The sequence below is a fragment of the Luteibaculum oceani genome, assembly GCF_007995015.1.
Lineage (GTDB): Bacteria > Bacteroidota > Bacteroidia > Flavobacteriales_D > Luteibaculaceae > Luteibaculum > Luteibaculum oceani.
On sequence record NZ_VORB01000008.1, the window covers coordinates 64,838 to 78,481 of the forward strand.

The 13,644-nt window shown below is 40.0% G+C and carries 12 protein-coding genes; 9 read left to right on the top strand and 3 right to left on the bottom strand.

Annotated features, from left to right (window positions below; all coding sequences use genetic code 11):
* Window positions 1-12 precede the first annotated feature (12 nt).
* The 4 genes from FRX97_RS09375 (at window position 13) to FRX97_RS09390 (ending at window position 7,357) form a co-directional block, all read left to right on the top strand.
* Window positions 13-1,041 carry a PorP/SprF family type IX secretion system membrane protein gene (locus tag FRX97_RS09375; protein WP_147014951.1) on the top strand — a complete coding sequence of 343 codons (1,029 nt, stop codon included), beginning with the start codon at window positions 13-15 and terminating at the stop codon, window positions 1,039-1,041.
* Entirely contained in the window at window positions 1,028-3,034 is a 2,007-nt protein-coding gene (locus tag FRX97_RS09380) for an OmpA family protein (protein WP_147014952.1), read from the top strand. Before FRX97_RS09375 ends, FRX97_RS09380 begins: the two co-directional genes overlap by 14 nt.
* A 77-nt stretch (window positions 3,035-3,111) precedes the next feature.
* The gene (locus tag FRX97_RS09385; RefSeq protein WP_147014953.1) at window positions 3,112-5,577 is read left to right on the top strand and encodes a PIG-L family deacetylase; all 2,466 of its coding nucleotides are present in this window, start codon (window positions 3,112-3,114) and stop codon (window positions 5,575-5,577) included.
* 19 nt (window positions 5,578-5,596) lie between these two features.
* Window positions 5,597-7,357: a sodium:solute symporter gene (locus tag FRX97_RS09390; protein ID WP_317129540.1), complete on the top strand. Its 1,761-nt coding sequence runs from the start codon at window positions 5,597-5,599 to the stop codon at window positions 7,355-7,357.
* Here FRX97_RS09390 and FRX97_RS09395 read toward each other — a convergent pair.
* Together FRX97_RS09395 and FRX97_RS09400 are read right to left on the bottom strand one after the other, a co-directional pair.
* The gene (locus tag FRX97_RS09395) at window positions 7,354-7,755 is read right to left on the bottom strand and encodes a DoxX family membrane protein (RefSeq protein ID WP_147014954.1); all 402 of its coding nucleotides are present in this window, start codon (window positions 7,753-7,755) and stop codon (window positions 7,354-7,356) included. The genes FRX97_RS09390 and FRX97_RS09395 overlap by 4 nt on opposite strands.
* A 2-nt stretch (window positions 7,756-7,757) precedes the next feature.
* Window positions 7,758-8,282 carry an NADPH-dependent FMN reductase gene (locus FRX97_RS09400; protein WP_147014955.1) on the bottom strand — a complete coding sequence of 175 codons (525 nt, stop codon included), beginning with the start codon at window positions 8,280-8,282 and terminating at the stop codon, window positions 7,758-7,760.
* A 142-nt stretch (window positions 8,283-8,424) separates the two neighbouring features.
* Between FRX97_RS09400 and FRX97_RS09405 the strand changes: the two genes are divergently transcribed.
* From FRX97_RS09405 to FRX97_RS09425, 5 genes are read left to right on the top strand one after another with little or no spacing between them, the layout of a single operon-like run.
* Window positions 8,425-9,231, top strand: a complete 807-nt coding sequence (locus FRX97_RS09405; RefSeq protein WP_147014956.1) for a ParA family protein — start codon at window positions 8,425-8,427, stop codon at window positions 9,229-9,231.
* A gap of 1 nt (window position 9,232) precedes the next feature.
* Window positions 9,233-10,147: a ParB/RepB/Spo0J family partition protein gene (locus FRX97_RS09410; RefSeq protein WP_147014957.1), complete on the top strand. Its 915-nt coding sequence runs from the start codon at window positions 9,233-9,235 to the stop codon at window positions 10,145-10,147.
* A gap of 2 nt (window positions 10,148-10,149) precedes the next feature.
* Window positions 10,150-10,710 (top strand): DUF5683 domain-containing protein, encoded by a 561-nt coding sequence (locus FRX97_RS09415; protein WP_147014958.1) that lies wholly within the window; start codon window positions 10,150-10,152, stop codon window positions 10,708-10,710.
* A 2-nt stretch (window positions 10,711-10,712) separates the two neighbouring features.
* Window positions 10,713-11,459 (top strand): 4-hydroxy-tetrahydrodipicolinate reductase, encoded by a 747-nt coding sequence (gene dapB, locus FRX97_RS09420; RefSeq protein ID WP_147014959.1) that lies wholly within the window; start codon window positions 10,713-10,715, stop codon window positions 11,457-11,459.
* Window positions 11,460-11,462: 3 nt separating this feature from the next.
* Entirely contained in the window at window positions 11,463-13,013 is a 1,551-nt protein-coding gene (locus tag FRX97_RS09425) for a S26 family signal peptidase (protein WP_147014960.1), read from the top strand.
* Window positions 13,014-13,063: 50 nt separating this feature from the next.
* Here the strand turns inward: FRX97_RS09425 and FRX97_RS09430 are convergent, their stop codons facing one another.
* Window positions 13,064-13,612: a hypothetical protein gene (locus FRX97_RS09430; protein ID WP_147014961.1), complete on the bottom strand. Its 549-nt coding sequence runs from the start codon at window positions 13,610-13,612 to the stop codon at window positions 13,064-13,066.
* Window positions 13,613-13,644: the final 32 nt, after the last annotated feature.

The following is a 13,644-nucleotide window of genomic DNA, read 5'->3' on the forward strand; positions in this document are numbered from 1 at the left end:
GTTGGTATAAAAATGCGCGCTTTTATTGCTATTTCCAAGTTAAAGTACCTCATTACCACCACTATCTTGGTATTGTGCTTTGCTGCGCATTCTCAAGACGTCCATTTTACGCAGTTCGATGCCTCCCCCCTTAGCCTTAACCCAGCTAATACTGGTAATTTCAATGGGTTTTGGAGGTTTTCGGCCAACTTCCGCTCTCAATGGCGCGTTTTAAACTATCCATTCACCTCTTATTCAACTGGCTTTGAAAGAAACATGGAAGACAAAGGACTTCCACTTTCGGCGGGTATATATTTATTGCACGATGAATCCGGAGAAGCAGAAATAAACTTTAATAAAGTAATGACCTCCATCGCCATAAATGTTGGGGATGAGGAAAATAAATGGAGCTTTGGAATTCAGCCAGCCTTAGTTAACAAACGTCTTAACATATCAAGACTTACCTTCCCCCAACAGTTCAATCCATCTACGGGAGTGCACGACCCCAATGCTGATAACGGTGAAAATCTTGGATCAGCGATTACCTTTTTTGATTTAAATGCAGGCATTGCGTGGAGGAAAATTAGTGGAGAAAATGTATTAAAGATTGGTGCAGCTGGTTTTCATTTATTTCAACCCAATGAATCTCTTGTAGGAGGAACTTCTAAAACCCCTATCCGAAAAGTTTTCCACGCTAGCTATGCCTTCCCTATAAGTAAAAGTTTAACCCTTATGCCAAAGGTTTTGGTGCACGAGCAGGTTAAAGCAAGCGAATATCTTCTTGGATCCTACTTCATAAATATGCTCCCACCTAACGCTCCCAATATTCAAAGTGTGTTTTTGGGAATAATGAGCCGCTTCGGGGTTAATAGAAACCTAGATGCTGTTTTGGCCGTGGTGGGCATCAATTACGAAAGGTGGGACCTGGGTTTTTCGTACGACATTAACACATCTTCGTTAAAAAGTTCAACCCAGGGAAAGGGCGCCATAGAGTTTAGCGTAATATATTGGAACGGAAAGGTTAGATCTACTAGAACCAGCATTATCTGTGAACGCTTTTAAAATAATCTTCTTCAGCATTGTTTTTCTTGGATTAAGCCGCGATGTGCAGGCCCAGGATAACGAGCTCCGATTAATTCCCGACTGGAAAATAAAATCACTTGCCAAAACTGCCGAAATGGATGGCAATTGGTATCAGGCAGCGAACTACTACGAAGAGCTTTTAACCCGCACTGGGGAAAATCAAGAAACGCTAGCTAGCCTTGCCAATGTTTATTGGAACTCCAAAGACTACCTAAATGCCAGCGATTATTATTATCAGTTATTTCAGGATTACCCCGAGGAAGGAATTTACTTATTGCGCTATGCCCTTCTCGAAAAACACCTTGGCAAACCAGAATCTGCCATTTACTATCTAGAAAGGTACCAAAGGAAGTTTTTAAACAAGGAACCCAACGAAGAGACTTATCAGCTCATTCGGAAGGAAATTGAGGGCTGCGAGCTCGCTATAAAAAAAGGCAATTTCAATCCCCTGTTAGAGGTGCATCGCCTTCCTAACAACGTAAATTATCCTCACGTTGAAATCAGCCCTTTCCCCCAAGGAGACACTCTTTATTATGCCGCTATTAGAACCGAAAAACTAGAATATGAAGAAAGCGAAGTTCCTGTTTCAAAGGTGTACATGGCTGTAGAAACAGACTCGATTTGGCGCGTCTTTAACCACAATCTTCCTATTGCTAACGAAAAGGTTAACATAGGTAATTTGGTATTCAATGATGAAAAAAACGAGCTGGCCTACACGCAATGCGAAAGAGAAAGCCCCACCTACTATCGCTGCGAAATTTATCATGCAAAAAAAATAAATGGCGTTTGGAAGGAGCCAGAGGCATTGAAAAATGTCAACCAAAAAAAGTACACCCAAACCCAACCCACATTTGCCAAAGGTCCTGATGGAACGCAATTAATTTATTTTGTCTCCGACCAACCAGGAGGCCAAGGTGGATTGGATATTTGGTATGTTGCTAAAGACAAATCAGGTAGTTACCGTAAACCCAAAAATTGTGGTAAAAAGTTAAACACACCAGGTAATGAAACCTGCCCTCGGTATCACAATACCAGTAAAACCCTTTACTTTTCCTCCAATGGACTGCCCGGATATGGTAATATGGACATATTTTCCATAGTTGGTTACGCTACCAAATGGGCATCACCACAAAATTTAGGCGGCCCAATAAATTCTGGAGCCGATGATCTTTACTACGTAATTAAGGACAGTGTTAGTGGGTTTTTCACCTCAAACCGTCCGGGTGTGAACAGTCTACAAAGCGGTACTTGCTGCGACGATATTTTTAGATTCCGAATAAAGGAATTGGTAAAGGTATCAGTGGAAGGAACCGTCGATTTTGTTATTCCAGGGGATGATAAATCAAAAGTTAAAGTCGGCCTTTACAAAGATTTGGGTGAAAAAAATGTGTTAGTGGCTGAAACCACTCCAAACGAAACAGGTGAGTATAAATTCACCGCAGAACCAGACCAAAACTATAAGATTCTTGCGGAAAAGGATGGCTACCTAAAGGGCATGAAAGACCTGAGTACCAAGGGGGTGAAAAAGAGTAAGGGTATGGAAGTGGCTAAAATCAATTTGCTTCCAGAAACCAACCAGCCCATTGTTATTCGAAACATATACTACCCCTTTGATAAGGACTATTTAACGGACGCTTCTAAAATCACGATCGACACAACTATTTTCGAAATTTTAGATGCTAACAAGACCATCAAAGTTGAAATAAGTTCTCATACCGATTGGTTTGGAACCGATTCTTACAATGAAGACCTATCACAACGAAGAGCGCAAAGCGTGGTGGATTATCTTATAAAAAAAGGAATCCCCGCCGAAAGGCTAGTTGCGAAAGGTTATGGTGAGAAACAACCAATAGCGCCAAATCAAAACCCCGACGGATCAGACAACCCAGTGGGCAGAGCCAAAAACCGAAGAACCGAATTCAGAATAGTCGGTTACTTACCTCAATACGAGGAAATTATTTACGAGGAATAGTTAAAAACCAATAAAAGGAAGCGATTCTTTAGTCCTCCTACCCTGCTTTTTTATTTTTGGTTCGCCAAGAATAGAACATGAAAAAACTTTTCTTCTTTTTCTTTTTATCCATCTGTATTTTAAATGCAATTGGACAAAATCCCGAACGCCAAATAAAAACGAGTTCCGAAATTCTACTCGAGCTAAAGAAACTAGCAAAACCAACAAGAGTACTCTACGTTGCAGCACATCCCGACGATGAAAATACACGTGTTATTTCTTGGTTAGAAAATCACCGTCACATTGAAACGGCGTATTTTTCGTTTACAAGAGGCGATGGCGGCCAGAATTTAATTGGTAGCGAAAAAGGACCATTATTAGGGGTCCTGAGAACTCAAGAACTATTGGAAGCAAGAAAAATAGATGGCGCTACGCAGTTTTTCTCTCACGCCATAGACTTTGGATACTCTAAGTCTTCGGATGAAACCCTAGAAATTTGGAATAAGGACCAAGTGCTTGGAGATTTAGTTTATGCCATCAGGTATTTTAAACCCGATTTAATCATAACCCGATTCCCACCTAACGCTCAGGCAGGACATGGTCACCACGCTGCCTCTGCTATTCTTGCTGCCGAGGCATTCGATCTAGCACCTTTAGCATCGGCATACCCAAACCAACTTGGTAGAGTAAGTACATGGCAACCTTTCAGATTGGTATGGAATAGTTACTCCTGGAGAAGATCGGCTGAAGAATTAGAGGAAGATGTAAAAATAAATGTGGGTGAGGCAGTTCCCTTACTTGGTTTCTCTACTGGAGAAATTGCTTCACGAGCCAGAAGCATGCACAAATGCCAGGGCTTCGGAAGAAATTGGAATAGAGGTGAAATAACCGAGTATTTTAAATATACCAAAGGCGCCAATTTCACTTCGGATATTTTAGAAGGAATCAACACTTCTTGGGGAAGGTTTGACCAAGGGGAAAAAGTGCAACAATCATTTAATCAGCTGTTTAAAAATTACAACTACGAACATCCTTGGAAAAACATCGACAACATGTTCGCGGTGCTCCGTGAAATTGAAAAGATGCCGGAAAATCCTTTTAAGGAAGATGCCACCTCCAAGATTAAAGGCTTAATCATTGCCTCGGCAATGGTACATTTCGATGCTACCTCCTCTGAAAAATCAACCTCCATAAACGATTCGCTAAACATAGATTTAGAGTTAGTTGCATACCAACCTATAAATGTTGAGCTAAAGAAAATCACCCTTTTTAATGGGAATGAATTGAAGATAAACCAGAACATAGGTGCAAACAAAACCTGGGAAAAATCTATAAAAGCCCACGTAAATGGAAGTACAAAAATTTCAACCCCGTACTGGCTGGAGGAAGATGCTAGTTTTGGAAGCTACAGCTTTTCGAACCTAAAGGAACTAGAAATAGCCGTAAACAGCTCCGAGCTATGGGCATCAGCATCTATTCTCATTAACAACAAGCCTCTTGAAATTAAAACATCGATTTTTAACAAGGTAATAAAACCAGATTTCGGTGAAATCTATGAACCCATTCCTGTTCTCGCCCCCATTACCTTCGAAATTAAAAACCCTTTACTCATAAGCATTAATGGTCAGTCGAGAGCACTTTCCTTTACCCTGAGTAATAATACGCCGAATGAAATCTCCAGGGAGTTAGATTTCATCCTCCCCAAAGGTTGGACCGGAGAATTAGAACAATCTATTTTAACCCTTAAACCTTTTGAAAAGGTAGAAAGTACAATACGAATTACTCCAACTGAAAATGCAGAAAACGGATACTTAAGGTTTTTCTGGAAAAATCTTCAAGACCCAGCATTGCAGTTACAGCAGGTTAAATATCCTCACATCCTTACGCAAACTATCCAGGACGGTGCAAAAATTAGATTGTCAGCGGTTAAAACTAAGCTAAGTAATAAGGTAATAGGATATATACCTGGTGCAGGTGACGATATTCCAGAGATCCTGCAAAATCTTGGTTATAAAGTAGAGGTATTAGAGCAGTCGAACTGGAGTAAGTCTAAATTAAGCAGTTACCACACTATTGTTACAGGTATAAGAGCATATAACACTAATGATTGGCTTGCAGAAAAGGCAGAGGATCTTTGGGCCTACGCTAAAAATGGAGGTAATTTATTGGTGCAGTACAATACTCTAAACTTCCTTTCCAACCTAAAAGCCCCCATTGCCCCTACAGACCTGCAATTAGGACGCAACCGAGTTACAAGGGAAGATGCGGAAATCACTATCCTAGAACCAAAACATCCTGCATTAAATGTTCCAAATAAAATTGGGGAAAAAGATTTTGAAAACTGGGTTCAAGAGCGTGGTTTATATTTTGCGGAATCCTGGAGTAAGGATTTTACGCCACTCTTTGAAATGAACGATCCTGGAGAAGAACCGCACCAAGGAAGTTTACTAATTGGGAATTTCGGAAAAGGTCATATCACATACGCGGGGATTTCATTTTTCCGTCAATTACCAGCAGGGGTTCCCGGAGCATATCGCTTATTCGTTAACCTAATCGAAATGTAATGGTGGATGATAAAAAATATTGGAGGAAACGCTACTGGTGGATTTTAGGATTTCTTCTCCTCCAGATTGTATTGTACTACTACCTAACACAGCATTTTTCATGAATTGGATAGATTGGTTGGTTCTATGCGGGACCCTAGCTTTTATCGTCCTTTTTGGATGGTATAAGAATAGAAAACAAGAAAGTCTAAGTTCTTATTTTCGAGGTAACAATAGCTTAAATTGGTGGGCAGTCGGATTATCAGTAATGGCTACACAGGCTAGTGCAATTACTTTTCTAAGTACACCAGGACAAGCCTACGAGGATGGCATGCGATTCATCCAGTTTTATTTTGGTTTGCCCCTTGCACTTATAGTTGTATGTGCATTTTTTATCCCCCGCTTTGTTAATTTAAAGGTATTTACCGCTTACGAGTTTTTGGAAAAACGTTTCGATAGCAGAACTCGATCTTTTACCGCGCTTTTATTCTTAATTCAAAGGGGGCTTGCAGCTGGAATTACCATTTACGCCCCCGCAATTATTTTATCCACCCTACTTAATTGGCCACTGTACATAACCGTTATGATTATCGGTGTCCTGGTAATTATATACACTGTAGCGGGCGGAACCCAGGCTGTAGCGCAAACCCAAAGGCAACAAATGGCCGTTATCATGGTGGGGATGGGAATGGCATTTTACATTTTGCTTAATTCCCTTCCCGAGGAAATGAAATTTGGAGATGCCTTGCACTTTGCTGGAGCCTTAGGCAAAATGAATATTGTGGATTTAACTCCAGATTTTAGTAATAGGTACAACCTGTGGTCTGGTTTATTGGGTGGATTTTTTCTAGCACTCTCCTACTTCGGAACCGATCAATCGCAGGTAGCAAGATACATTGGTGGAAAAGATGTTAAAGCCGCTAGAATGGGGATGCTCTTTAATGCGGCTATTAAAATCCCAATGCAGTTTTTTATCCTACTAACCGGTGTTTTAGTGTTTGTTTTTTACCAATTCAATCCAGCTCCAGTCTTTTTTAATAGTCCAGGATGGGCAGAAGCAAAGGCTGCCGACAGCGAAGAAAGCCTCCTAAGGTTAGAGGAAGACTATCAAGCAATAGAGCAAAGTAAATTGGCAAATACCATTTCTTGGGAAGAAGCTTTGGATGATCCTGAAAAAATGGAGCGGATAAAATCTAGTATCCAAAAAGAACAGGAACTCAGAAATTCTGTAAAAGAGGAAATTGCTCTTATTAACCCCGAGGTAGAAACAAAGGATGGAGATTATGTTTTTCTACATTTCATTCTAAACCAACTACCAATTGGATTGGTAGGATTACTGTTGGCGGTAATTTTCTCCGCAGCAATGTCCTCTACAGCTTCGGAAATTAATGCCTTGGCTGGTACTACGATGATAGACTTTGTTAAGCGGTTTTCTGGTAAAACCTTTACTGAAAAAAGCAGTGTTCAAACCTCCAAATTGCTAACTCTAGCCTGGGGGATCTTGGCTATTATTTTTGCAATGGCTGCCAATTTATTCGACAACCTAATTGAAGCCGTAAACATTCTTGGCTCCCTATTTTACGGAACCATACTGGGAGTTTTCCTAGTTGCCTTTTTCATGAAAAAAGTATCTGGAAAACCAACCTTTATTGCAGCCATAATTGCAGAAGCAGTGGTAATATTATTCTTCTGCTTTAGCGACCTTGGCTTTTTATGGTTTAACCTATTGGGCTGCGCCCTGGTAGTTATATTATCCTATTTATTTGAAGTTTCTGGGCTTAAAGGCTCCAGTTCAAATTAAATTAGGGAAAGAAGGATAAAACCAATTACTGCAATAATAAAATAGGCGGGAATACTAGCTGCTCCAGCATAATCTTTAGCCATACGTTGACCAAAAAATAAAGCGAGGAAAGATGTGCTGCATAGAATCATGGCATAATTTGCTATGGGCTGAGCTGCCTCTATTCCCATCCCAATTAAATAAATTAGTCCTAATAGAGAGGAAACACCGCTGGCAAGCTCTAACAAGGTTAAGGTTACCACCATAAATCCAACCATGCCTTTAAGGGGCGAATTACTAAAATGCCCTTTAAGCCACTCCATATTACCCTGGAAATCAAATACCTTATCTAATCCAGACTGGATAAATAAGATGGCCATAAATGCTAAAATTGCTCCTAGTGCTAAAACTAAATACATGCTTAAAATTTTAAGAATTTACTAATGTGTTTCTCGATTAAGGCAAGTGTTTCCTCGTCTGTAATCGTTCTTTTTTCCAAGTCGGCTAATTTATCAAACTGACTCAATTTTGGTTTTTTAGAATAAACCTCAACTTGCAGGTAATGCAAAATTCCGGTCAAATGATCCATTCCTCTTAAGTTTCCTGCCCTTCCGGCCGACAAACCGATGATAGCACTTTTTTTGTCGTGCCATAATTTTGGTGAAATACAATCGAGGAAGGACTTTAAAACTCCAGGAAAAGAACCGTTGTATTCAGGAACCACAAAGATAAATTTAGAGGCACCTGTTACAAACTGCTGTACAATAGCCTCAAAACGGTTATCCTTTTTTCCGTAAGAAGCACTGTACATAAACTCCGAAGGGAGTTCTTCAAGATTGAGAACCTGAGCATCTTCACCCTGCTGCTCTAGTAGGTTTTTGTATGTATTTGCAACGATCATCGAGTTGCTTAGAGGTCGGTTTGTTCCGCTTATTATACTAATCATACTTATCAACAACTGTACATAACTAATCGCGACAAAGTGCTTAATTTCTAAGCTTAAGGTTTAACTTTGTCCGAGTACCGATTGCAAATAAACTGCATATTCTGTCGGCTTAAAAATTAATGTGCTAACAACCAGTAGCTTTATGGGGAAAGTAATCACCATTGCAAACCAAAAGGGTGGTGTTGGAAAAACAACCACTTCGATAAATTTAAGTGCGGCTCTAGGAGCTTTAGATTTCAAAACCTTAATTATAGACGCCGATCCTCAGGCAAACTCAACATCGGGTGTGGGATTCGACCCCAAAGAGGTGGAAGCTAGTATTTACGAGTGTTTGGTAGATGAAATTGAACCTACCGAAATTATATTAAAAACAGATAACCCCAATTTATATATACTTCCTGCCCACATAGACTTGGTTGGTGCTGAAATCGAAATGATTAACATGCCCAAGCGAGAATACATGATGAAAGGTGTAATTGAAAAGTTTAAAGACGATTACGACTTTATCCTTATCGATTGTTCTCCATCTTTGGGTCTGATTACACTTAATGCCCTTACCGCATCAGATTCTGTTATTATTCCTGTGCAATGCGAATATTTCGCCTTAGAAGGGTTGGGTAAATTATTGAACACCATAAAAATTGTTCAAAACCGTTTAAATCCTGAATTGGATATTGAAGGGATTCTACTTACCATGTATGACACCCGTTTACGATTGGCAAATCAGGTAGTAGAGGAAGTTAAAATGCACTTCCAGCAACTGGTATTCGATACCATTATCCATAGAAATACAAAATTAGGGGAGGCTCCATCCTTTGGGCAGACCATTATTATGCACGATGCCACTGGAAAGGGTGCAATTAATTACTTGAATTTGGCTAGAGAAATTCTCGAAAAGAATGAATTACTAAGTCCAAAAAAGAAGAAAAAATCTACGGTGAAATCATAGTATGGCAAAGAAACAAGCATTAGGTAGAGGATTAGGCGCGTTGCTTAAGAATGAAGAAACCGATATCACCTCAAAATACTCTAAACAAAAGGATCCATCAACCGTTGGGTCTGTTGCTTTAATCTCTTTAAGCAGCATAGAAACTAACCCTTTTCAACCTCGTACAACTTTTGAGGAAGAAGCACTAAAAGAATTAGCTGACTCCATTAAGCAACTCGGTGTAATCCAACCAATTACGGTAAGAAAACTGGGGTACGATAAGTTTCAGCTTATTTCGGGGGAAAGAAGATTTAGAGCGTCGAAAATGGCTGGGCTGGAAGAAATTCCTGCCTATGTTAGAATTGCCAACGACCAAAGTATGTTGGAAATGGCGATTGTGGAAAACGTACAACGCCAAGATCTTGACGCTATTGAAGTTGCACTTTCCTACCAACGACTAATTGATGAATGCAAGCTAACCCAAGAAGAACTTGGAGAGCGCGTTGGAAAAAACAGAACTACAGTAACCAATTACCTAAGACTTCTAAAGCTTCCAGAAGAAGTACAAGCAGCTATCATGCTTCGCAAAATCTCTATGGGGCACGCAAGAGCCCTTTTGGGAACTACTGACAAGGAGTTACAAGTTGCCATTCTAGAAGAAATTCTTTCCGAAGGGTTATCGGTAAGAGCGGTGGAAGAGTTGGTTAGAAACCAAAATATCGCTGAAAAAGAAGGTAAAAAAGTTAGTCCTAGTAGTAAAAAGTCTAAGGGCGAACAAAGAGAACCTACCGAAATAGAACAGTCTGTTGCTCAAACTTTTACCGAAAAATTCGGCTTTACATCCAGCCTTAAATGTGGCCCAAAAGGAAAAGGAAAGCTTGAGATTAATTACAAAAACCCAGAACAATTAAAGAAGCTATTGGAGCTTTTATCTTAGTTATGCTGCGGTATTTTTTTCTTTCGGTTCTTATCATTTCATCTCATTTTGCATTTTCCCAGCGCATAGAAAATGCGAAGGGGGTAGAAAAGCGAAATGAGGTTTTTGCCAAGGAAAAATCACCGCACACGGCTTCTATTTTATCGGCAGCTTTTCCAGGTGCTGGGCACCTATACATTGGACAGTGGTATAAATCTGCAATTATTTGGGCCGGAATTGGGGGAGGCATTTACGCTATCAATTTCAATTCCAAGCTCCATAAAGAACACAAGCAGGCTTATATCGCGAGATTGGATGATGACCCAAACACCAATGCAACTGGTGTTTATGCCACAGCAGACATTAACAGCCTTAAGGAGAATATGGATTTCTACAGGAAAAATAGAGATCTAAGTATCATTCTTACCTCCTTTGGCTATGTATTAAATATTATTTGGGCCACAGTGGATACCCACCTACTATACTTCGATATTTCTGATGATATCAGCCTAAATATCCGCCCATCACTAAACTATTTCGATAAACCTAACACGGGAATTACTTTAGCACTTACTCTAAAATAACTATGTCGAATCCTTCTTACAAAATTGCCCTCATTGGATACGGAAAAATGGGGAAGACCATTGAACAACTTGCAATTTCAATGGGACATAACATTGTTGCAAAATTCGACAGCAACAACCCTCTAACCGAAGAAAAACTATTAGCTTCTAGTGCCGACTTTGCAATAGAATTTACACGTCCGGAAGCTGCTGCAGAAAACATATCCATTTGTGCCAAAGCACAAGTACCTGTTGCTGTTGGTACAACGGGCTGGTTAAATAAACTGCCAGAAGTTAAAGCTACATTGGAGGCCAACTCCAGCAAAATGCTGTATGCCAGCAATTTTAGTATTGGGGTAAATATTTTATTCGAAATCAACCGAAAACTGGCCTCCATCATGAGCTCCTTTCCGGAGTACGGTGTAGAAATTGAAGAGGTACACCATACTCAAAAGCTAGACGCCCCGTCTGGAACGGCAATTTCCCTTGCTGAGGGAATCCTTGATAATATTCCAGATCTAAACGGTTGGTCGCTTCATGAAAATTTGAAGGAAGACGCCGATGATATTCCAATTAAAGCCATTAGGCAAGACGATGTAAAGGGGATACACCATGTGACCTACACATCCTCTATTGATAAAATTGAAATTAGCCACGAAGCCTTCAATAGAAATGGGTTTGCACAGGGATCTATCCTAGCGGGTATCTTCCTTTGTAAACAAAAAGAAGCTGGCGTTTACACCATTAAAGATTTCTTTAAAAGCTTATAAAACATGTCCGCATATATAGTCCTAGCACTAATTTTTATTACCCAATTAATAGCTCTCCCCTATTTTTTTGCAAAGGCAGGAAGAAAGGCTTGGGAAGGTGCCATCCCCTTTTACAATTGGCTTATTTGGACCAAAGTAATTCAAAAGCCTTGGTACTGGGCGCTTATCATGCTTTTCCCGGGTGTAAACATCCTAATGTTGGCGGTGTTAAATGTAGAATTAGCAAATGCCTTCAACCAACGTAAAATACAGGATCACCTCCTCGCCATATTTCTCCCATTTATTTACCTGCCCTACCTCGCTTTTTCAGTTAAACCTGAATATGTTGGACCAATAGACTGGAAAAACAAGAAAAAAGGAATAGCACGAGAGTGGGGACACGCCATTGTATTCGCGGTAATTGCGGCATCGTTAATTAGAGGCTATGCTATTGAGGCCTACACCATCCCAACAGGATCTATGGAAAAAAGCCTATTAATTGGCGACTATCTGTTTGTATCCAAACTAAGCTATGGCCCCAGAATTCCAGAAACCCCGTTAAGCATTCCTTTTACACACCATACTATACCAGGAACAGACGGGATGAAATCATTCACCGATTGGCTTTCCTTTCCATATTTCCGATTACCTGGATTAGGTAAGGTAGAAAGATTCGACCCAGTAGTGTTCAATTTTGCCCCAGGTGATACGGTAATTGTGGATATGCAACAGCAAGACTTAGGCCAAAATTCCCGTGATATGGCTGTAAGGTTAAATAGAGCCTCTCGCCCGGTTACCGACCAACAGGTAAAAGCAGCTAAGCAATACCTATTAAATAATAAGGACTGGGTAGTAAGACCAAACGACAAAAAAGAGAATTATATCAAGCGTTGTATTGGTATGCCTGGAGACACCTTAAAAATTGTTGACGCCCAGGTTTTTATCGATGGTAAAGCCATTGAAAACCCTGAAAATTACCAACAAGCATATAACGTTCTTTCTTCCACTCCCCTGAACAGATCGGTCTTAAAAAGAAGGTTTAATATTAATTCCAATGATGTTTTCGAAGGGATGAATGGAAGAGAGTACAATGTACCTCTAAATCCAAGAGATGCCGACAAACTAAAGGAAATACCTGGGGTAATTGCGGTAGAACAAGAAATTTCAGAAAAACGAAGTACTCCACCTGCAAACATGCCCATTTTCCCAAACGATCCTGGGTTTAACTGGACAGAAGACAATTTTGGACCCTTATACATCCCTAAAAAAGGAGCAACCATTAATTTAAATCTTGGGCTTTTACCGTTGTACGAAACGGTTATAAGAAAGTATGAAGGCAATGATTTGAAGGTGAAGAAAGGGAAAATTTACATTAACGGGGAGCAAACGAGCAAGTACACATTTAAAATGGATTACTATTTTATGATGGGTGATAACCGCCACCGAAGCGCAGACTCGAGATACTGGGGCTTTGTTCCAGAGAATCACGTTGTGGGTAAAGCGGTATTTATTTGGTTCTCTACAGACCCAGAAACGGGAATTAGATGGGATAGAATTTTTTCTTTCGCCAACTAAACCCACTTAATGATTAAAAGTAAAAAAGCCGGCAAATGCCGGCTTTTCTGTTATTTTCCAAATACTCCTTTTGGTTGTTGAGTTTGAGGACGCTCATTAATATTGGTTTTCTTCATCTTTACCTTAATTCCACCTCCATCAAAGTGCTTCTCAATTTCTATCCATCCGTCTTCTAACTCCTTAAAACTGATATTATCGTCCTTACTTTTTCTCCATTCATATGGACCATCTGGATTACAAATCAGTAATAAGTAACTATCCGCACCGTCTCTTCCTCTCTCACCATAAGGTCTACCTGGCCCACCTGGATTTACCCAAATGTCATAAGTACCATACCAGTAATCGTATTCATTTACAAAATATTCGAAATCGAAAATACCCGGATTCGTTCTGTAGTACTCTCCAAAAAATGGGTCTACTGGCACTGCAGGGTTGTTATCCCAGTATGAATATGGAGGTCTGTAATCGTAATCTATCCCAAAAAAAGCTCTTCCAGGATAACCATCTGGTCCAGGAATGTTGGTTGTTACATAAACATCACAACTTGTTAAAAAGCTCAAGCTTAAAACTATTCCGGTAATCATCAGTAGCTTTTTCATAATTCAGTATTTTCACTAGGTACTTTCAAAGT

Coding starts and splice junctions, on each gene's coding strand:
- FRX97_RS09430 (WP_147014961.1), bottom strand. CDS start 13,612: ATGAAAAAGCTACTGATGATTACCGGAATAGTTTTAAGCTTGAGCTTT.
- FRX97_RS09410 (WP_147014957.1), top strand. CDS start 9,233: ATGGCAAAGAAACAAGCATTAGGTAGAGGATTAGGCGCGTTGCTTAAG.
- FRX97_RS09415 (WP_147014958.1), top strand. CDS start 10,150: ATGCTGCGGTATTTTTTTCTTTCGGTTCTTATCATTTCATCTCATTTT.
- FRX97_RS09385 (WP_147014953.1), top strand. CDS start 3,112: ATGAAAAAACTTTTCTTCTTTTTCTTTTTATCCATCTGTATTTTAAAT.
- dapB (WP_147014959.1), top strand. CDS start 10,713: ATGTCGAATCCTTCTTACAAAATTGCCCTCATTGGATACGGAAAAATG.
- FRX97_RS09400 (WP_147014955.1), bottom strand. CDS start 8,282: ATGATTAGTATAATAAGCGGAACAAACCGACCTCTAAGCAACTCGATG.
- FRX97_RS09425 (WP_147014960.1), top strand. CDS start 11,463: ATGTCCGCATATATAGTCCTAGCACTAATTTTTATTACCCAATTAATA.
- FRX97_RS09395 (WP_147014954.1), bottom strand. CDS start 7,755: ATGTATTTAGTTTTAGCACTAGGAGCAATTTTAGCATTTATGGCCATC.
- FRX97_RS09405 (WP_147014956.1), top strand. CDS start 8,425: ATGGGGAAAGTAATCACCATTGCAAACCAAAAGGGTGGTGTTGGAAAA.
- FRX97_RS09375 (WP_147014951.1), top strand. CDS start 13: ATGCGCGCTTTTATTGCTATTTCCAAGTTAAAGTACCTCATTACCACC.